Origin of the sequence: Comamonas sp. 23, assembly GCF_049601575.1 — a bacterium.
Classification (GTDB): domain Bacteria; phylum Pseudomonadota; class Gammaproteobacteria; order Burkholderiales; family Burkholderiaceae_C; genus Comamonas; species Comamonas squillarum.
This window is the reverse complement of the sequence record NZ_CP187127.1, coordinates 984102-1004803: the sequence shown is the minus strand read 5'-3', so window position 1 is coordinate 1004803 and position 20702 is coordinate 984102. Positions and strand designations below refer to the sequence as shown.

Genomic DNA, 20702 nt, shown 5'->3' with positions numbered 1-20702 from the left:
CTTGCATGCTGGGCCTCAGTTGCGGACCGGCTTGCCGGTGTTCAGCATGCCCAGAATGCGCTCCTGGGTTTTTTCCTTCACGATCAGGTCGGTGAAGGCCTTGCGCTCCAGCGCCATCAGGTACTCCTCGTTCACCAGGGTGCCGGCATCCACATCGCCGCCGCAGACCACATCGGCCATATGGCTCGCGATCAGCATGTCGTGCTCGGTGATGAAGCCGCCTTCGCGCATGTTGACCAGGGTGCTGCGCAAGGTGGCTGCACCACTGCGGCCGGCCACCGGGAAGGGCTTGCGCTGCGGTGGGCGCCAGCCCGACTGCGCCATGGCCTTGGCCTGCGTCAGCGCCACAAACAGCAGCTCGTCGCGGTGCGGCACGATGACATCATCGGCCTGCAGGTAGCCGATGGCCTGCGACTCCAGCGCGCTGGTGCCGACGGTGGCCTTGGCGGCTGCGGTAAAGCCATTGGCCAGGAAGGGCAGCAGATCCGTGCCGGTGGAATACTGCGCATGGCGCGCGGCCTGGTAGGCGACATTGGTGAGGCCGCCGGCGCCGGGCACCAGGCCCACGCCCATCTCCACCAGGCCGATATAGCTTTCCATATGCGCCACGCGGCGTGCGCAGTGCAGCAGCAGCTCGCAGCCGCCGCCCAGCGCCATGCCATGCACAGCGCCAACCACCGGGATCTGCGCATAGCGCACCGACAGGAAGAGCTGCTGCATCACCTGCTCGATCTGATCGATGGCCATCGGGCCTTGCAGTGCAAAGGCCGGCATCATCGCCTGCAGATCGGCGCCCACGCTGAACGGTGCATCGCCCGACCAGACGACCATCGCATCAAAATCCTTTTCGGCCAGCGTCAGCGCGGCCTGCAGGTCTTCCATCACATCGGGGCTGATGGCATGCATCTTGGTCTTGATGCTGAAGACCAGCACCTGGTCATCGAGGGTCCAACTGCGTGAGGCCTTGCTCTCGGCCAGGGTGCGGCCTGCCGTGCGCCAGTCCTGCGCGGGCGCGCTCGTCTCGCCCAGCACGCGCTCGGGAAAGAGCTGGCGCGCATAGACCGGCAGATCGCGGCGCGGCACAAAGCGGTTCTCGGCAGCGCTCCAGGAGCCCTGCGCCGTGTGCACACCGCCGGCGTCCGCCACGGGGCCTTCAAACACCCATTGCGGCAGCGGCTCGGTGCTGAGTGCCTTGCCAGCGTCAATGTCCTCCTGCACCATCTTGGCCACCTGCAGCCAGCCGGCTTCCTGCCACAGCTCGAACGGGCCTTGCTGCATGCCAAAGCCCCAGCGCATGGCCAGATCCACATCGCGGGCATTGTCGGCAATGTCTTTCAGGTGCACGGCGGCGTAGTGGAAGCTGTTGCGCAAGATGGCCCAGAGGAACTGGCCTTGCGCGCCCTCGCTGCCCCGCAGCAGCTGCAGGCGCTCGCCCGCCGGCTTTTTCAGCATGCGGGTATAGACGTCGTTGCCCTTTTCGCCCGAGGGCACATAGGCCTGGTGCGCGGAGTCAAAGCGCTCGATGCCCATCTTGGTCTTGCGGTAAAAACCCGCCTTGGTCTTTTGGCCCAGCGCGCCGTTGGCGATCAGCTGGGTCAATACCGCCGGCGTGGTGTAGCTGGCGTAGAACGAGTCGCTCTGCGCCGTCAGCTGGGTCTGCATCGTCGCTATGACATGGGCCAGGGTGTCCAGGCCCACCACATCGGCGGTGCGGAAGGTGCCCGAGCTCGCGCGCCCCAGCTTCTTGCCAGTCAGGTCATCGACCACGTCGTAGCTGAGACCAAAGCGCTCGGCCTCGGCAATGGTCGACAGCATGCCCGCCACGCCGACGCGGTTGGCAACAAAGTTGGGCGTGTCCTTGGCGCGGATGACGCCCTTGCCCAGCTGGCTGGTGGCAAAGCTCTCGAGCTGGTCCAGCACCTGGGGCTCGGTCGCTGCCGTGGGGATCAGCTCCACCAGCTGCATATAGCGCGGGGGGTTGAAGAAGTGGATGCCGCAGAAGCGGTGGCGCAGCTGCTCTGGCAATGCTTCCGACAACGCAGTGATCGACAGCCCCGAGGTGTTGGAAGCCAGGATCGCATGGGGTGCGACAAACGGCGCAATCTGGTGGTACAGATCACGCTTCCAGTCCATGCGCTCGGCAATCGCCTCGATCACCAGGTCGCAGTCCTTGAGCTGCGCCAGGTGTTCTTCGTAGTTGGCGGGCGTGATTAGATCCGCTTCAGCCGCCACGCCCAGCGGCGAGGGCTTGAGCTTTTTCAGGTTGGCAATGGCCTTCTGGGCAATCGCGCTTTTGGGGCCTTCCTTGGCAGGAAGGTCAAACAGCACCACCGGCACGCGCACATTGACGAGGTGGGCCGCAATCTGCGCGCCCATCACGCCGGCGCCGAGCACCGCCACTTTTTTCACCACAAATCGGGACATGGTTACTCCACATTTCATGGCTGTCAGCCCCTGATAGGGATGCGCTGACAAGCCGTTGTATTCAAAACCTATTCGACGCGCGTCCAGGTCTGCGTGCGGCCAAAGGGGCCAATCGATCCGCGCACATCGAGCTTGTTGCCGTTGTCCGCAGGTGTGAGCTTGAGGCTGTAGCTGCTGCCGTTTTCCGGGTCGAGGATCTTGCCGTCTTCCCAGACCGCCTTGCCCGGCGCCTGCTTGGCACCGCGGATGATCTCCAGGCCGACGAGCGGCTGCCCCTTGCGGTCATCGCTGCAGCGGTCACAGACGGCCTGCAGATCGGCACCCTTGCGCAGCAGCTTTTCCACCTTGCCGCTGAGCACCCCGCCGCTGTCGCTGATGCGCACCTCGGACTTGGGTTCACCGCTTTTCTCGTCAAAGGTGCGCCACAGGCCCACCGGCGACATGTCCGCCGCGAGCGCTGGCAGTGCCACCGCCAAGCTGCCAGCCACCATCAGCACAGGTTTCAGCAAGGTTTGCATCAGGGTCTCCTTCGGTGTTTTTCGGCAGCACTGCAGCTGTCAAGCCAGCGCCGCGTCGGTGTTCATCAAGAGCTTGCTGCCGGTGCGCATGGTGCGCACGCGCAGGCCCGCCTCGGGGAACAGGCGCGCAAAGTAAAAGCGTGCCGTCTGCAGCTTGGCTTCGTAGAAGGTCTTGCCCGTCACATCGCCTTCGGCCAGTGCGCGCAGCGCGGTCTGGGCCATGCGCGCCCACCAGTAGCCCATCACCAGGTGGCCCATCACACACAGGTAGTCGGTCGCCGCAGCGCCCACTTCGTCAGGGTTTTGCAGCGCCTTGAGGCCCAGCTCGGTGGTGATGCCGGTCATCTGGCCGGCCAGCTGCGCCAGCGGGTTGATGAAGTCGGCCATGCGCTCGTTGACGCCCTCTTCCTCGACCAGACCCTGCACCAGCTTGCCCAGCGCCTTGAGCGCCGCGCCCTGGTCCCCCAGCACCTTGCGCCCCAACAGATCCAGCGCCTGGATGCCATTGGTGCCTTCGTAGATCATGTTGATGCGCGCATCGCGCACAAATTGCTCCATGCCGGTCTCATGGATGTAGCCATGGCCGCCAAACACCTGCTGGCACAGCACGGTCACCTCAAAACCCTTGTCGGTCAAAAAGGCCTTGAGGATGGGGGTGAGCAGGGCCACCTGCGCGGCATGGGCCTTGCGCACGGCTTCGTCGGGGTGGTTCAACTCTTCGTCGACCAGGGCCGAGGTGGCGACCATCATCGCGCGGCCGCCTTCGCTGTAGGCCTTGGCGGTCAGCAGCATGCGGCGCACATCGGCGTGCACGATGATCGGGTCGGCCGGCAGGTCCTTGGCCTTGGTGCCCGACAGGCTGCGCATCTGCACGCGGTCCTTGGCGTAGGCCAGTGCATTTTCATAAGCCACGGCCATCAGGCCCAGCGACTGGTTGGCAACGCCCAGGCGTGCGGCATTCATCATCACAAACATGGCCTGCAGGCCCTTGTTGGCCTGGCCAACCAGGCTGCCCACGGCGCCATCGATGGCGATCTGGGCGGTGGCATTGCCATGGATGCCCATCTTGTGCTCCAGGCCCGAGCAGCTGATGGGGTTGCGCGCACCCAGCGAGCCATCGGCATTGACCAGGAACTTGGGCACCAGGAACAGGCTGATGCCCTTGCTGCCCTTGGGCGCATCGGGCAGGCGGGCCAGCACCAGGTGCACGATGTTGTCGGTCATGTCGTGCTCACCGGCGCTGATGAAAATCTTGTTGCCGGTGATCTTGTAGCTGCCATCGGCTTGGGGCTCTGCCTTGGTGCGCAGCAGCCCCAAGTCGGTGCCGCAATGGGGCTCGGTCAGGCACATGGTGCCGGTCCATTCACCGCTGGTGAGCTTGGGCAGGTAAAGCTTTTTCTGCTCGTCCGAGCCATACACATGGAGTGCCTCATAGGCGCCGTGCGACAGGCCGGGGTACATGGCCCAGGCCTGGTTGGCGCTGTTGAGCATCTCATACAGGCACTGGTTCAGCACAAAGGGCAGGCCCTGGCCGCCATAGGCGCTGTCGCACGACAGGGCAGCCCAGCCGCCTTCCACATACTTGGCATAGGCCTCCTTGAAGCCCTTGGGCGTGGTCACGCTCGAATCGGCCGGGTTGCGCGTGCAGCCTTCGGCATCACCAGGCAGGTTGAGTGGCTGCACGACCTCGACCGCAAACTTGCCGGCCTCTTCCAAAATCGCATCCATGGTGCCGGTGTCCACCTCGGCATAGGCCGGCAATTGGGCAAAGCGGGCCGGCAGGTCCAGCACTTCTTGCATGAGGAACTGCATGTCGCGCAGCGGTGGGGTGTACTGAGGCATGGAAAGTCCTTTGGAAAAATTACGAGGTCAAAACAGAAACGGAGGCGGGCGCGGCCGCATCGGGCAGCGCTGCCAGGCAAGGGGCCAGCGCGGCATCGATCAAGGCGGCCTCGCGCTCGGGGTTCACCGCATGGCGCAGCAAGATGCCGCGCAGGCCGGTGGCAGCATGGCGCAGCGCCTGCGGGCCATGGAGAAAGCGGGTTTCATAGTGCAGCGACAAAATGATGCCGTGCAGCTCGAACAGCACCTGGTCGGGAGCGACATCGCTGCGCAGCTGGCCTTCGGTCTGGGACTGCACAATCGCGCGGCGCATCGCATCCATCCAGATGCGCACCGACTCGGACAGCGCATCGCGCACATCGCCGGGCCGGTCATCAAACTCCACCGCGCCGCTGATGTAGAGGCTGCCGTAGAGGCGGCTGGCATCATTGGGCTGGGCGGTGCTGCCCATCCAGCCGGTGGCCATATGCAGCAAGCGGGCCAGCCCACGGGGCACCTGCAGCGCCGGTACAAAGATCTCGCGCTCAAAGCGCTCATGGTATTCGCGCACCACCGAGCACTGGAGCTCCTCACGTGAGCCAAAGTGGGCAAACACCCCTGACTTGCTCATGCCCATGGCCAGCGCCACCATGCCCAGCGACAGGCCATCGAGCCCCTCTTGCGCGGCCAGGGACAGGGCGGCATCCACAATCGCAGCACGCGTTTGGGCGCCTTTGGCCAGCTTGGCGATCTCGGCAGGGCCTGGGGTGGAAGCAAGGGGTTTGGTCATAAATCAAAAAATAGCACGGTCGTTCTTTTTTTGATTCTTGCACAAACCCAGTGTGCTGCCAACCGTTGGTGTGCAAAGCAAGGGTAAACCACGGCAACGGCCGTGCCCCCCATGAAAAAAGCTGCTGGCCTTGTCAGGCTCAGCAGCTTTTGCGATGGGGTTGGCTGGCGTCAGTGCGCCATCAAGGACAGGCAGGCGTCGAGCTGCTCGGTGGGCAGGCGGCGGAAATCCGAACGCGCAAAGCGCTGCAGGCGGCCGATCAGGAAGGACATCAGCACGCTGGAGCGCACATTGGCATCCACGGTGGGCGTAGCCGATGCATCGCCGCCGGGCACCACGCGCAGGCACTGGCGCAAGGTGGTCTCGATGCGCTCGAAGAACTGCTGCATGCGCTGTTGCAGACGGGGGTTTTCGGACTGCAGCGCATCGCCCAGCATCACGCGCACCATGCCGGGGTTGCGCTCGCCAAACTGCAGCACCATGGCCACGACCCGGTGGGCCTGGGCAATGCCCTGCTCCACGGTCTTGGCGGGGTCCGGCACATCGCGGCCGGTGATCTGCACGGCCAGGCTGTAGACGGACTGCTCGATGAACTCGATCAGACCTTCGTACATCTGGGCCTTGCTGGCAAAGTGGCGGTAGAGGGCCGCCTCGCTGATCGACATTTGCGCGGCCAGTGCCGCCGTGGTGATGCGGTCTGCGCCTGGCTGCTCCAGCATGGCCGCCAGCGTCTGCAGAATCTGGATTCGACGCTCTCCGGGTTTTGGACGTTTACGGGTAGGTGCCGGGTTAGCGGCTTCTAGCGGCGCATCGACGAGGTCGGCGGCGAAAGAAGATTCTTGATCAGACATGCGTTGAATATGAGGCTGCACCCGACGCAGTCTCCCAACACCGCCAGGTATTTTTTATTGATAAAAGTAAGGCACTCGCCTCACAGGTTGCCAGCGCAACCTTGGGCCCTCTGTAACATCTTACTGCAAAAGAACTGCAGAAAAATGATAAAAATCATGTGCATTGCTAGATGCACAAATCAATTACGCAATCAAATGTATCAATAACTACGAATCATTGTTCCGTAGGCTGTGTCGGTCAAAATTTCGAGCAGCATCGCGTGTGGCACGCGGCCATCGACAATATGCACGGCATTGACACCGCTCTTGGCGGCATCGATGGCGCCAGCCAATTTAGGCAGCATACCACCCGAGATGGTGCCGTCCTCGATCAGTTCATCGATCTGGCGCGAGGTCAATTCGGTCAGCAGCTGGCCTTGCTTGTCGAGCACACCAGGGATGTTGGTGAGCAGCATCAGCTTTTCGGCCTGCAGCACGGTGGCCAACTTGCTGGCCACCACATCGGCATTGATGTTGTAGCTCTCGTTGTTCTCACCGAAGCCAATCGGGCTCACCACGGGGATGAAGGCGTCGTCCTGCAGCGCCTTGACCACGCTCGGGTCGATGGACAGGATGTCGCCGACCTGGCCGACATCGTGCTCGACCGATGGATCCTTGTTGTCCTTCAACTTGAGCTTTTGGGCGCGGATCAGGCCGCCATCACGGCCAGTCAGGCCCACGGCCTTGCCGCCGGCCTGGTTGATCAGGCCCACGATGTCTTGCTGCACTTCGCCGGCCAGCACCCACTCCACCACTTCCATGGTTTCGGAGTCGGTCACGCGCATGCCCTGCACGAACTTGCCTTCCTTGCCCAGGCGCTTCAAGGCGTTCTCGATCTGCGGGCCACCGCCATGCACCACCACAGGGTTGATGCCCACCAGCTTGAGCAGCACCACGTCTTCGGCAAAGTCGGCCTGCAGCTCGGGGTCGGTCATGGCGTTGCCGCCGTACTTGATGACCATGGTCTTGCCATGGAACTTGCGGATGTAGGGCAGTGCCTGCGCCAGAATTTCAGCCTTGTCGCGCGGGGCAATGGAGAGAGAAGGAGTCGTCATGGTTGCAGGCCTTTACAGCAGCGGAGAAGATGCAAAACGCGCATTGTGCCCCAAAGTGCCGCCTGCCTGCTGATCAGCGAATCCAGCCCGGTAGCTTGAAGCGCACGATCACCAGATAGGCAGCGACATAGGAGACACAGAACAGCGCACAAAAACCGATCAGGATATAGGTGTTGCGCCAGAACAGGACCGCCGGCACCACGGTGAGCAAAGTGAACGCCCACAAATACGGCGCGGTCCGGTTATTGCGGCGCAGCATGCGGCGCGCCGCATTCTCATCGAGCACGCTGCGCACGATGCGGCGGTAGATCAGCTGGTGCAGGTGCAGCGCATCGGCCATGCCCGGCGAGTCGCCGCGCGCGAGCTTGCGGTAGATGGAAAACATGGTCTCCCAGACCGGATAGATGAGCAGCAGCATCGGGAACCAGGGCGATACGATGGGGTGGCGCTGCACCAAGGTGATGCTGCAAAAGGCGATCACGATGCCCCAGACATAGGCGCCGCCATCGCCGGCAAACAGCTGGCCCATGGGGTAGTTCCAGAACATGAAGCCCAGGGTGGCGGCGGCCGTGATCACCAGGATCGCTGCCAGCTCACGGTCACCCAGCTGCAGCGCCACATGGGTGAGCGCCGCGCAGATGATGACCGCCACCATGCCGGCCAGGCCGTTGTAGCCATCGATGATGTTGAAGGCATGGGGCAGGCCCGCAATGGCCAATACGGCCAGCGCCATGCCCAGCCAGGGCGCGGCGCTCAGCACCGTATCGAGCCAGACCAAGCCCATGCGCGGCACCGTCATGCCCAGCAGGTAGACGGCCAGCAAGCCGGTCAGCAAAGTGAGGACCAGGCGGTAGCGCACCGTCATGCGCTGGGTCATGTCTTCGGCAATACCACCGGCGACGGCGGGCAGCATCGCCATGAAGAAATACAGCACCCACTGGTTCCAGTGCAGCGCATTGCCGTAGTAGCCCCACCAGTTCTGCAGGCCGGCGACGCCCACCGTCAGCACCAGGCTGACAAACATCGCCAAACCGCCCAGCCGGGGGATGTTGCCCATATGGAAGCGCTGGGGCAAATCCTTGCCATAGCGTTTGGCATGGCCGCGCATGCGGCGCACGATGAAACCCGCGCCAATGAGCGTACAGAGAAAAGCGACCACTGCCAGGAAAATCATTATTCAATCATCGTGAGTGCTGCCGTGGGGGTACGCCGGAGCAAGGCCCGGGCGCGCCAGAAAACTGCCGAGGTCCACAGCCGCAGCAAGCTGCGAATATGCCACAAAGCATGGCGCGCCCGGCGGTGGCTGGCGCGTTGGCCAGCATGGCCCACCACGCAGGCGGCGCGCGCCAGGGTCCAGCCCGCCAGGCGCAGGCGCAGGCACAGCTCCACATCCTCGCAGTACATGAAGTACGCGGTATTGAGCCCGCCAATGCCCTGCCAGACGGGCGTAGGCAGCAGCCACATGGCGCCATTGACCCATTCGGCCCGGGTCTCGCGGCGTTTGACCGCATAGCGGCGCAGCAAGGACCAGGGGGTGGGCAGCTCGCGCTCGCTGTCCTGCAGCTGGCCGTTTTCATCCACCTGCATCGGGTAGGCCAGGCCCACACCCTGGCGCTGCAGCGCGCGCACCAGCGCGGGGAAGGGGTTGCCGCCCGTCAGATCCACATCCGGGTTCAGCACGCAGACCAAGGGCTCGGTCGCGCCGGCCAAGGCCGCATTGTGGTTGGCTGAAAAGCCTTGCGGCACGCTGTTGTGGCGCAGCTCCAGCACAAAGGGCCAGCCGCCGGCGGGCGCCAAGGGTGCGGGCTCGGGCAGGTTCAGGGTCAGCACCACGCGGCGGACACCGGTGCCGCCCGCGCCGTGCAGCGCCAAGGCATCGAGCAGCTGCTGCACCATCGCCCCATGGCCATGGCTGACCACGGACAAGGCGATGGGAGGGAGCGGGGAGGTGGGGCTGGCGGACATCAGCGGGCATTATCCATCAGCGGCCAGTGCTGAAATCAGCCCAGCGCGCCAGTTGTAACGGCACCTCAGTACAGGCGCAGCGCCAGCAGCACACGCAATATCAAGGTGTCGACCTTGCTCATGCGCCAGTAATAGCGCTGGGTCGAGGCGCGCAACGCCGTCGTCCAGCTGCTGCGGGAGCGGATCAGCATGCGCAGCTGGCGGCGCTGGGTATCGGCCAGGCTGGGGCCATGGAGCCGGTCGAACTCGCTCAGCTGGTCGATCCAGCCGGGGCCCGCCTGGCGCAGCCGGCGCCAAAAGCGCTGCACGCGTGCCCATTGGCCGGCCAGGCCCTGCTTTTGCATGCCGATGGTGTTGCTGCCATGCTGGCGGTAGAGGATGTGGCTCTCGCTGTCGAACACCACCTGGCCAAAGGCCGATACCACCAGGTAGGCCCACCAGTCATGCGCCAGGCAAAAGCCGGGGCGCTGCGCCAGCAGGCGCTCGCGCGCCGCGCGGTTGAGCGCCATCGTGCAACCGGTCGCAATATTCTGCACCAGCGCATTGCCCCAGCCAATGCAGCGGCGGTCGTAATCGGGCGAAGGGCCGATGGGCTGCAGATCGCGGTCCACATACTGGGTTCGCGAGCAGTAGAGCGCCGCGCCCTGCTTGCCTTCCAGCAGCGCCAGCGCGCGGCTCACCTTGCCGGGCAGCCAGACGTCATCCTGGTCGCAGAATAAATAAAAATCATAGCCAGCGCCCACGTTTTGCAATAATTCGTAAAAACTAGCTACAAAACCAAGGTTTTCGCCGGCCTGGATGTGGATGTTTGGATGGATGCTGGCATAGCGCCGGACAATGGCCAGGCTCTGGTCACTGGAGCCATCATCGCGCACCCAGATATCGCAACCCGCATGGCTTTGCGCCAGCAGGGAATCGAGCTGCGCAGGCAGAAACGGCTCGCCGTTGAATGTAGACAATAGAATTGCCACACGATTTTGCTTGTCAGTCATTCATCTTTCACCTGCATCTGCAGGCCTATCTCGGCAAAATTCCTACCCATTCCCATATCCATGACCCGCGAACACCACGTCTACACCCGCCACATCGATCTCCAGCAGCGCAGTTCGCTGTCCGTGCTGGCGAACAAGATACAGCCGGGCGCCCGGGTGCTCGATCTGGGCTGCGGCCCCGGCGTGCTGGGCCAGTACCTGCACGAGCACAAGGCCTGCACCCTCGATGGTGTGACGTTCAGCGCTGAGGAGGCCGCGCTCGCCAGGCCGTATTATCGCGATCTGGCTGTGGCCGATCTGGAACAGATCAACCTGGCTGAAGCTTTTGCGCTGCGCCAGTATGACTATATCGTCTGCGCCGATGTCCTGGAGCACCTGCGCCAGCCCGAGCAACTGCTGGCCGACTGCCGCGATCTGCTGGCAGAAAACGGCGAAATCCTGGTCTCGATCCCCAATGCGGGCTACTGCGGCCTGGTGATGGAGCTGATGCAAGGTGAGCTGCGCTACCGCGAAGAAGGCCTGCTTGACGCCACCCACCTGCGCTTTTTCACCCGCCAGTCGCTGCTGCGGCTGATGCAAGCGGGCCAGTGGAGCGTGCAGTCGCTCGAGACCATCGACCGCCCGCTCGACGAATCCGAATTTGCGCGGACCACCGCCGACAGCCTGCCGCCCGCCGTGATGCGCTACCTGCTGGCCCAGCCCGATGCGCTGGCCTACCAGTTCATCTGCAGTGTCCGGCCCAGCAGCGATGCCGCTGCAGCCCAGGCCCATGCGCTGCTGGCGATCGAGAGCGAGGCCAACACGGCGCATGCCAGCTTCACCACCAACCTGTACTGGGCCGATGCCGGCCAGTTCAGCGAGTCGCACAAGCTGATTGCCAAGGGCCAGATCGGCGCCCTGCAGCAGAGCATTCGCTTTGCGCTGCCGCGCTTTGAAGGCACCCAGCCCACATTGCGCTGGGACCCGGCCGACCGCCCCGGCTTTTTGCACCTGCATGCGATGCGCCTCTATGACGCCAGTGGTGCGCTGCGCTGGCGCTGGGAAGCGGACCGGCCAGAAGCGCTGGCCCAGGTGCCGCACAGCCAGATCAGCTGGCAGCCGGCCCCCGCCACCGCGCCGGGCAGCACGCTGCTGTTGCTGACGGGCGATGACCCGCACCTGCACCTGCCGATTGCCCCGGCGCTGCTGCAGGACTGCCTGCAGACCGAAGGTGCGGTGCTCGAAGTCAGCCTGGGCTGGCCGATGTCGGCCGACTACGCTGCGCTGGCCGATAGCGCCCAGGAGCTGCAGGCCCGCATCCGCCACGCTGATACCGAGGTGCTGCGCGCCCAACAGGCCCAGGCCGATGCCCACACCCAGCTGCGCCTGCTGCAGGCCCATATGCAGCAGCAGAAAGAAAACCTGGAAGCCGCGATTGCCCAGCAGCAAGAACATATCCAGGGCCAGCAGACCCATATCGGCAACCTGCAAACCCACCTGGGCAATATCGAAGCCTCGGAGGCCTACCGTGTGGGCCAGAAACTGGCCAGCGCCAAGGCGCGGCTGCGCGGCCGGCCTGCGCCCGCCCCGGCCGTTGTGCATGTGCCCGAGCCTGTGCAGGATGCAGTGCAAGCAGTCGATGCACAGGAGGTGATCGCAGAGCTGGAAGCTGATGCAGTGCTCGCCGTTGTTGTCGATGAAGCTGCGCCCGCTGAATCCCGGCCCGAGCCTGTGCGCCCGCTCGCAGCAGCCCAGCCCGCTCCCATGGTCGACATCATCGTCCCGGTCTACCGGGGCCTGGTCGATACGCAACGCTGCCTGCAGTCGGTGCTGCAAGCGGCCACGCAAACCAATAGCCAGCTGGTGGTGATCAATGACGCCAGCCCCGAGCCGGAATTGACCGCCTGGCTGCGCGAGCTGGCCCAGCAGGACAGCCGCGTGCAACTGCTGGAAAACGACAGCAACCTGGGGTTTGTCGCCACCGTCAACCGAGGCATGGCGCTCAACCCCAGCCATGATGTGCTGCTGCTCAACAGCGACACGGAGGTGTCGCACGAATGGCTGGACCGCCTGCACCGGGCGGCCTACAGCGCCACCGATGTGGGCAGCGTCACGCCGCTGTCCAACAACGCGACGATCTGCAGCTACCCGCGCTTTTGCGAAAAGAATGCGCTGCCGGCCGACGCCGATCTGCTGCGCCTGAACCACCTGGCCGCCAGCGCCAATGCCGGGCAGACGGTCGAGGTGCCCACCGGCGTGGGCTTTTGCATGTACATCCGCCGCGACTGCCTTGCGCAGACCGGCCTGTTTGATGTGGCGCATTTCGGCAAGGGCTACGGCGAAGAGAACGACTTCTGCATGCGCGCCCATGACCTGGGCTGGCGCCATCTGCTGGCGCTGGACAGCGTGGTGCTGCACACCGGCGGCGTCAGCTTTGGCGACAGCAAGACGCCGCGCGAGCAGGCCGCCTACCAGACCCTGCTGCAACTGCACCCTGCTTACGACAGCCTGGTGCAAGCGCATCTGAAGGCCAACCCGGCCCAGGCCGCGCGCAATGCCATCGACAAGGCACGCCTGCGCCAGCACCCGCTGCCGCGCGTGCTGATGGTGCTGCACAACGCCGGCGGCGGCACCCTGCGCCATGTCAAGGAGCTGGCCCACAGCCTGCGCGACCGCGCGGTATCGCTGGCCCTGACCCCGCTGGAAGACAACTACATCCGCCTGCAGTGGCTCGATGCGGCCGAAGGCTATGACGAGGAGTTCCACTGGCCCACGCAGTCTGACGCACTGGTGGCGCAGCTGCGCGAGCTGGGCGTGAGCCATATCCACTTCCACCACCTGATGGGGCTGAACCTGGAAGTGATGCGCCTGCCCGAGCTGCTGGGCGTGCGCTATGACTTCACCGCCCACGACTACTACGCGATCTGCCCGCAGATCAACCTGATGGAGCCCACCCACAACCCGCGCTATGCGGCGCTGGGGGTGCCGCAGTGCCCGCAATGCTCTGGCGCCGAACCCGCGCCCACCGGCGAGTACATCGATGCCTGGCGCATGCGCCACCGCCTGTTCCTGAACCAGGCGCGCTATGTGCTCGCACCCAGCAAGGATGCGGCACTGCGCATGCACGAGTACTTCCCCGATGCGCCAGTGCGCTATGTCACCCACCATGACATCCCCGATGCAGCCTTGCTGCCTGTGCCCAAGGGCCAGCCGCTGGCGCCCCATGCCCATCTGCGCGTCTTTATCCTCGGCGGCGTGAGCCTGGCCAAGGGGGGCGATGTGATGGAAGCCGTGGCGCTGGCCGCCGCCCAAAGTCAGGCGCCGGTCGAGCTGCACCTGCTGGGCTACCCGCACCGCCGCATGCGCACCCAGCCCCATGCCAGCCTGACCGTGCACGGCCCCTATGACGATGCCGACCTGCCCGCACTGATGGCGCGCCTGCAGCCCGATGTGGTCTGGTTCCCGGCGCTGTGGCCCGAGACCTATAGCTACACCTTGAGCGCTTGCCTGCAAGCCGGTGTGCCGGTGATCGCGCCCGATATCGGCGCCTTCCCCGAGCGACTGGCAGGCCGCCCCTGGACCTGGCTGCGTCCCTGGAGCACCTCGGCCGACGAATGGCTGGCGCTGCTGCAGGACATTCGCCAGCGCCAGTACGTCGACGGCCAGCCACCGCTGCCTGCCCCGGCTGCCGCGGTCGATCTGAAAGCCCAGTACCTGCAGCCCTGGAGCTACGGGCACGATTACCTGACGGGTCTGCGCCCGGCCCTTAATTAAATAAAATAGGCCAATAGTGCTTGCAAATCAAGCAGCCACCGCTACAAAAACAAAGAGCCATTCCTTGTCATCCACTCTCTCTACCTTGCGCAAGCTGCCCCACAAGCTGCGCCAGCTCAGCCGCAGCCTCTACCTGCTGGCCGCCGATCCACGCCAGTTGGGCAGCAACAGCCGCAGGCTCTGGCGCGCCTGGCGCACGGGCGGCAGCCAGATGCTCAAGCACCAGCTGCTGTCGCTGGGCCATCCCGATGCACCGACGGTGCCCGTCGCCCCTACCGATGCCTGGCAGGACTACCAGCAGCGCCTCTCTAGCGAAGTGCTGCCCGTGCTGCGCGCCGAGATTGCCGCGTTAAAGCAACCCGTCAGCATCTCCATCCTGGTGCCCACCTACAACACCGACCCGGCCATGCTCACCGCGATGGTCGACTCGGTACGCGCCCAGATCTACCCGCACTGGGAGCTGTGCATTGCCGACGATGCATCGCCCAAGCCCCATGTGCGCCAGATGCTGCAGGAGCTGGCCGCGCAAGAGCCGCGCATCAAGCTGCACCTGGGCGAGAGCAACCATGGCGTATCACACGCCAGCAACCGGGCGCTGGCCTTGGCCACGTCCCCGTTTGTGGTGCTGCTCGACCATGACGACCTGCTCCAGCCGCAGGCGATCTACCGCGTCGCGCAAAGCGTCATGGCCGATGACCCGGACATGCTGTACTCGGACGAAGTGCTGGTCAGCCCCGATGGCAAAGAGGTGCTGCAGTACTTCCACCGCCCGGCCTTCTCACCCGAATACCTGCGCAGCCACCCCTATATCGTGCACATGGTGGGCTTTCGCACGGCGCTGCTGCGCAGCCTGGGTGGCTTTGACGAGACCTTGGGCATCTCGCAGGACTACGACCTGATCCTGAGGGTCAGCGAAGCGGCCAGCCGCATCGTGCACTTGCCGGAGATCCTCTACCAATGGCGCACCCACACCGGCTCGGCCGGCCACGACAAGATGGCCCAGGTGATGAGCACCTCGACCGCCGTACTGCAGCGCCACCTGGACCGCAGCGGCGTGGCGGCGCGCTCGGCCCCCGGGGTGTCGTTCAATTTCTTTGAGACGCAGCACCAGATCGCCGATGGCCAGCGCGTGGCCATCATCATCCCGACCAAGAACTACGGCAGCCTCGTGCGCCAGTGTGTGGACAGCATCCGCGCCACCGTGCAGCATGCCGCCTATGACCTGATCGTGATCGACCATGCATCGACCGAGCAGGCCAGCCTCGACTACTTTGCGCAACTGGAGCAAGAAGGCACCGCCACCGTGCTGCGCTACCAGGGCCCCTTCAATTTCTCGGCCATCAACAACTGGGCGGTGCGCCAGCTGACCCGGCCGTATAGCCACTACCTGTTCTGCAACAACGACATCGAGGCGCTGGAGAGCGGCTGGCTGGAGCACATGCTGTCACAGTGCCAGGACCCGAGCGTCGGCATGGTGGGCGCGCAGCTGCTCTACCCCGACCGCACGTCGATCCAGCACGCCGGTGTCTGCGTGGGGGCCTTCGGCATTGCCGAGCACTATGGCAAGTTTTTGAAGCTGCCGCCCGACCGCGTCGATATCGCCTTCATGGGCCGTTTGGTGAGCACGCATGAGGTATCGGCCGTAACCGCTGCCTGTCTCTTGATGCGCAAGGAAACCTTTGATGCCATCGACGGCTATGACGAAAAGCTGGCCGTGGGCTTTGGCGACGTGGACCTGTGCCTGCGCACCTTGCAGCTGGGCTGGCGCGTGCTGTACTGCCCGCAGGCCACCTTGGTACACCATGAGTCGATCACCCGGGGCAAGGCCGAAGGCTATGACCCGCACCCCGAGGACTCGGCACTGTTCGCCAGCCGCTGGCGCGATTTTCTGGACCAGGGCGATCCGTACTTCCACCCCGCATTTGAAGTGCGCCATACCTGCTGGCTGGTGCGCACGCCCCTGCATTGTGAGGCCTCGATCAACCGTCGGCTCTTTAGCCGCAGCGGCCTGGGCCAGCGCATGCAGCGCCTGAGCTACAGCGCCAGCGTCTCGGTGCCAATCCAGCAGGAAGACCCTACAACCGTCAACGCATGACCCTCATGCTCGCTACAAGGCGAGGTAAGGCTCCGGTAGGCTGTTAAGCCAAACAGGTCCGGGAGAGTGTGGGTATCCCACATCGTATTTCGCCATATAAAATCCCCACTGTTTGGAGCAGTGTCCAAGCAGTGAGGTGACGTTTAATGAGATGGTTTTGAAGGCGAACTCAACTCAGTTTTTACGGATTTCCCATTCCCATCCATTTGCACCGGTTCCGCCAGGCTGGCGGCAAATATAAGAAGATCTGCTATTGCTGGCTACGGTCCATCCTGTCGGAACAGGCCCAGCACATGTTGTCATGATTGTGCCTCGCCTGAATGCCGGAAATACATTGAAATTTCTGTACTTCATATAAGTCTGCACTCCGAAGGAATTTGGTGGTGGACAGTTTGCGGATGGTGGAGGGCTGCCACCCCATGCGATCGCAGCCCAACCTGGTCCAGGCCGTTGGATATTGCAACCCTCAACAACCACATATGGTGGACTGGGTGGCGGTGGTGGGGGTGGAGGAGGTGGTGGCGGAGGCGGAGGAGGCGGCGGATTCCCAAACTGGACATTCCTCACTGGTGAGCCTGAGACTTCGAAGTGAGATCCATCTGCGCGAATAAAATACAAATTAATATCGTATCTTCTGCCATCTAGCTTGCTCGCATCATAGATAAAGTCGCCTCCGAATCCATGATTCCCATTGCCGCCGCAGAGATTTGCCACGGCTTGTTCTCGCGGATGGTTCGCTTCAAGCACCCCTAAGAAGAGGCCATCTGCTCGGTACGCGTGAATCACTCCTTGGTAGTTTGGCAGCTCCGAGGTGCATGCCCAACCCCAAGATGCCCTTGCATCGGCATGGTCCACAGATCCTGCATCCGCAGCATTTGCAGCCGCTGCACTAAATAGTGCTGTAAGCGCTACTAAATTTCTCATAGCTATCCCTCCATGAGCGAATGAAAAGTCGTCTTTACATAGATTAATGCTATTAGATAATACCTACTCGAACCTTACAAAACCTTGTGGAATTGTCACGAGATGCTGCTAGATTGCACGCATAGCGCAGCGGTTGCATTGGCTAGGCAACAGATCAGTTCTAACCCGCTCTAGGTGTGATGTTTCAATAGCTTGTTCAACGGGACCGGTCTGGGTATGGGGGATGCCCACGTATCTAGACTTGGCGTAAACAACGTATGGCAAATCTACACCTAGTGGGCGGCAGGCTGGCGATCAAGCGGGGCGCTGCAGCAGCAAAAAGATCTCGTTGTTGGTCAACACCTCACGCGGGTACTGCGCCAGCAAGGCCTCGGGCACGGGCCCCGGTTCATAGTGGCGGCGCTCCTCGCGCGCCACCGTAAAGCCCGCCTCCTGGGCCAGCGCTACCAGTTCATCGGCGGTCAGGCGGTTGAGCTCCTGGTATTCCTTGAACACAAAGCGCTTGTAGCCCTCCGGCCCAAAATCGGCAAAGCCAAAGTCCACCTCATCGGGGCTGAGTTCGCCGTCGTAGGCTTCAATGACCTTCCAGAGCGCATCTTCGTCCACCAGCAAGTGGTGCCAAGCCACATCGTCATAGCGGCGCAGGTGTGAGCCAAAGGCCGAGTAGAACAGCGGCTCGATCTGCAAGAAGAAATGCCCGCCCGGCTTGAGGCAGGCCAGCAGGTCTTTCAAGATGGGCAGCAGCTGGTCGCGCTGCACATGCTCAAAGGTCGACCAGCTCATGATGCCGTCGTAGAGCGGCGCCTGGCCCGCCAGCGGCGCGCTGGGCGTGATGGTCTGAAAACTCAGCGCCGCCGGAATGCGTTGCATGCCCAGTTGATCCTGCGCAATGCGGGGCAGCTTGGCGTATTCCTGGCGTACATCGATGCCGTGGATGGCGCCCGCGCCATGGCGCAGCACCAAGGCCAGATCGGTGATGCCATCGCCGCAGCCAAACTGCAGCAGGCGGGCCGCACTCAGATCCATCACCGGGCTGAGCCACTGTGCCACCACATCGGATGCGTAGTGGAAGTGGGAGCGGAACCACTCGTCGGTAATTCGGCTGTCGTCAAAGTCAGGCAAGCCCAACCGCTTTTCACGCAATTGCGCCAGGCGGCGCATACGGCTTCCGCGGTTCATGATGGCTTTCGCAGCACGTACACATCCTGGTGGTTCCAGAACTGCACGGGCGAGAAATACTCGAGCTTGTCGGCGCCCACGGTCTCGGCAATGCGGGCGCGCACAAAGGCTTCGGTCGTAAAGGCCGTGCCGTACTCGTTCGGGTCGATCGCGTTTGACTCGCTCGACGGCGCAAAGAAAAATCCCTCGTCGTCGAGCGGCACGCTGTCAAACCGCGCCGCCTTGATACCGTGCGTGCTGAACACCAGAATGCCTCCCGGCGCCACCACGCTGTACAACACCTGCAGCCAGCGGCCCCAGGTGCTGCGCGGCAGGTGGCTGAACAGCGACAGCACAAAGACCGTGTCGTACTGGCGCGGCGCCACCAACTGCTCAGGGACGCTGGCCGAGACAAAGCCCTGCACGCCAAAGGTGCGCTGCGCGAAGTCCACCGCATCGGGCACTACATCCGACACCGTCACCTTGTCCGGCCCCAGCAGATGGGCCAGATGGCGGGTAAAGCGGCCATGGCCGCTGGCAAACTCCAGAAAATGCTGGCTCTGCACCAACGGCTGGCCGACCCGCTCCATCACCGTCATCAGCTCGGCCAAGGTACGCCAGCCATCGGCCAGGTAATCGCGCAGCGGGTTGCTGCTGCTGGCGTGGCCGGCAAAGAAGCCAAAAATATCATCGGCCGAGGAAATCGTGCAGTCCAGGCCGAAGATGTTGCGGAATGAGCCGGTCAGCCCGTGCTGCTCGATCAGCGCATGCGCTGCCAGCATCGTGTCTTTTTCGGCACGGGCGCGCAGCAGCAGGCCCGAGGCCGCTTCAAAATTGCCATGTGCCAGCATCAGCTGTGCATCGGCCAGCAGCTGCTGGCCCTGACTGGTCGCAGAAGGAGAATTCGTGGTCATAAATCTGGGGGCGATGAGCGCGCCAGCGCGGATGCTGGCGCTCTCGTTGGCTGGGGTTCAAGCCGCACGCGCAGTTGCACGCAGCCTCAGCCCCAGTGGTGGGGCAATCGTACCAGTCCAGGCAGAGGCTTGGGGTAGATAAAGCGGAAGACGGTGTATTGGAACCATTGGTCGTAGACCGCCAGGCCCGAGCCATCGAACAAAAAGGCGCTGACCACATAGTCACCGCTGTGCAAGGGCAGATCCGGAAAGCTCAGCACCGATTGCCAGCTGCCATCGGCCAACTGCACGGGCACAGCGTCTTCCTCATGCGTCGCCAGGCAGGCAATGCCTACGCCCTTGTTCTGCTCGATCATGAAGCCAATATTGGGCTGCTCGGCGCCATTGCCGCGCGCCTTGATCGTGACGACCAGGTCCTGCCCTTGCAGCACCGGGGGATCGCCCGGGCCCAGGTTCGCAATATCGACCGACAGAATGCAGGCGTTGCCTGCCTCTTCGGACTTGGGCTGCGATGGCGGCTGTACCGCATATGGCGTATCCAGCGGGTCGATGGGCTCTGTAGCGACGGCTGCGGCGGCCACATCGGCCAGCGCATCCGGCACCGCAGCTGCCACATCATCGCCCCACTGCAACTGGTCCTTTTCCTCCCGCTTTTGGCGGGTGCGAACATCGTAGGCAGCCAGCACCGCTTCGGTCTCGCCAAACATCTGCACCTGGCCCTGCTCCAGCCACAGTGCGGCATCGCAGAGATGGCGAATATGGTAGGGGCTGTGCGAGCAAAAGAGGATGGTGCAGCCCTTTTGGCGAAAGTCCAGAATGCGCTCGATGCATTTTTTCTGAAAGCTCTGGTCACCCACGGCCAGCGCCTCATCGACGATCAGCACATCGGGCTGCACGGCAGTGACAAGCGCAAAGGCCAGGCGCACATTCATGCCGGAGGAATAGGTTTTGACGGGCCGGTCGATCGCATCCTGCAGCTCCGAGAATGCAATGATCTCGGGTTCGAGCTTGCGCATCTCCTCCTGGCCGATGCCAATCAGGCTGCCGGCAAAATACAGGTTGTCGCGGCCGCTGAAATCGGGATGAAAGCCAGCGCCCAACTCCAGAATGGCGGTGATGCGGCCCGAGCGCTCAATGGAACCTGTAGACGGCTGCATGGTGCCGGCCAGCAGCTTGAGCAGCGAGCTTTTGCCCGCGCCGTTGTCGCCCACCACGCCAATGCACTGGCCGCGCCCCAGACTGAAGCTGACATCGCGCAGCGCCCAGTGGCTGCGGTGCATGGCCCGACCCGTCAGCAGCGCCTTGACGCGCTGGCGCGGTGAGTCGTAGAGCTTGTATTCCTTGCCCAGATTCTTGACCACCAGCACCGCAGGAGCCTCTTGCGTCTTTGCCATCTGCACGCC

14 protein-coding genes are annotated in these 20702 nt (G+C 63.4%); 2 read left to right on the top strand and 12 right to left on the bottom strand.

Annotation, left to right across the window (positions count from 1 at the left end; translation table 11 throughout):
• Nucleotides 1–15: 15 nt before the first annotated feature.
• From ACPEE1_RS04500 to ACPEE1_RS04460, 9 genes are all read right to left on the bottom strand, one after another.
• Nucleotides 16–2424: a 3-hydroxyacyl-CoA dehydrogenase/enoyl-CoA hydratase family protein gene (locus ACPEE1_RS04500; RefSeq protein WP_260718235.1), complete on the bottom strand. Its 2409-nt coding sequence runs from the start codon at nucleotides 2422–2424 to the stop codon at nucleotides 16–18.
• A gap of 68 nt (nucleotides 2425–2492) precedes the next feature.
• The gene (locus ACPEE1_RS04495; RefSeq protein ID WP_409935109.1) at nucleotides 2493–2942 is read right to left on the bottom strand and encodes a DUF2147 domain-containing protein; all 450 of its coding nucleotides are present in this window, start codon (nucleotides 2940–2942) and stop codon (nucleotides 2493–2495) included.
• 39 nt (nucleotides 2943–2981) lie between these two features.
• Nucleotides 2982–4784, bottom strand: coding sequence for an acyl-CoA dehydrogenase C-terminal domain-containing protein (locus ACPEE1_RS04490; RefSeq protein WP_182343679.1), 1803 nt, complete (start codon nucleotides 4782–4784; stop codon nucleotides 2982–2984).
• Between the two features lie 19 nt (nucleotides 4785–4803).
• Nucleotides 4804–5553: a TetR/AcrR family transcriptional regulator gene (locus tag ACPEE1_RS04485; RefSeq protein WP_021028953.1), complete on the bottom strand. Its 750-nt coding sequence runs from the start codon at nucleotides 5551–5553 to the stop codon at nucleotides 4804–4806.
• A 170-nt stretch (nucleotides 5554–5723) separates the two neighbouring features.
• Nucleotides 5724–6404 (bottom strand): nucleoid occlusion factor SlmA, encoded by a 681-nt coding sequence (gene slmA / locus ACPEE1_RS04480; protein WP_021028954.1) that lies wholly within the window; start codon nucleotides 6402–6404, stop codon nucleotides 5724–5726.
• Nucleotides 6405–6604: 200 nt separating this feature from the next.
• On the bottom strand, nucleotides 6605–7498 hold the full coding sequence (gene argB / locus ACPEE1_RS04475) for an acetylglutamate kinase (RefSeq protein ID WP_116926370.1): 894 nt from the start codon (nucleotides 7496–7498) through the stop codon (nucleotides 6605–6607).
• Nucleotides 7499–7571: 73 nt separating this feature from the next.
• On the bottom strand, nucleotides 7572–8672 hold the full coding sequence (locus ACPEE1_RS04470) for a glycosyltransferase family 4 protein (protein ID WP_116926369.1): 1101 nt from the start codon (nucleotides 8670–8672) through the stop codon (nucleotides 7572–7574).
• Nucleotides 8672–9463: a glycosyltransferase family 2 protein gene (locus ACPEE1_RS04465; RefSeq protein WP_260718236.1), complete on the bottom strand. Its 792-nt coding sequence runs from the start codon at nucleotides 9461–9463 to the stop codon at nucleotides 8672–8674. Before ACPEE1_RS04465 ends, ACPEE1_RS04470 begins: the two co-directional genes overlap by 1 nt.
• Nucleotides 9464–9528: 65 nt before the next feature.
• Complete coding sequence (locus ACPEE1_RS04460) at nucleotides 9529–10434, bottom strand: glycosyltransferase family 2 protein (RefSeq protein WP_423935353.1); 906 nt, start codon at nucleotides 10432–10434, stop codon at nucleotides 9529–9531.
• Between the two features lie 81 nt (nucleotides 10435–10515).
• On the opposite strand from ACPEE1_RS04460, the gene ACPEE1_RS04455 reads away from it, so the two are divergent.
• Together ACPEE1_RS04455 and ACPEE1_RS04450 are read left to right on the top strand one after the other, a co-directional pair.
• Nucleotides 10516–14208 (top strand): methyltransferase domain-containing protein, encoded by a 3693-nt coding sequence (locus ACPEE1_RS04455; protein WP_423935351.1) that lies wholly within the window; start codon nucleotides 10516–10518, stop codon nucleotides 14206–14208.
• Between the two features lie 64 nt (nucleotides 14209–14272).
• On the top strand, nucleotides 14273–16303 hold the full coding sequence (locus ACPEE1_RS04450; RefSeq protein WP_423935349.1) for a glycosyltransferase family 2 protein: 2031 nt from the start codon (nucleotides 14273–14275) through the stop codon (nucleotides 16301–16303).
• Between the two features lie 1218 nt (nucleotides 16304–17521).
• On the opposite strand, the gene ACPEE1_RS04445 is transcribed toward ACPEE1_RS04450, so the two are convergent.
• From ACPEE1_RS04445 to ACPEE1_RS04435, 3 genes are all read right to left on the bottom strand, one after another.
• Entirely contained in the window at nucleotides 17522–18388 is an 867-nt protein-coding gene (locus ACPEE1_RS04445; RefSeq protein WP_182345874.1) for a class I SAM-dependent methyltransferase, read from the bottom strand.
• A gap of 14 nt (nucleotides 18389–18402) precedes the next feature.
• A complete protein-coding gene (locus ACPEE1_RS04440) occupies nucleotides 18403–19299 on the bottom strand; it encodes a class I SAM-dependent methyltransferase (RefSeq protein ID WP_116926364.1) in 897 nt (298 codons plus the stop codon).
• Between the two features lie 86 nt (nucleotides 19300–19385).
• Nucleotides 19386–20693 carry an ABC transporter ATP-binding protein gene (locus ACPEE1_RS04435; RefSeq protein WP_423935347.1) on the bottom strand — a complete coding sequence of 436 codons (1308 nt, stop codon included), beginning with the start codon at nucleotides 20691–20693 and terminating at the stop codon, nucleotides 19386–19388.
• Nucleotides 20694–20702: the final 9 nt, after the last annotated feature.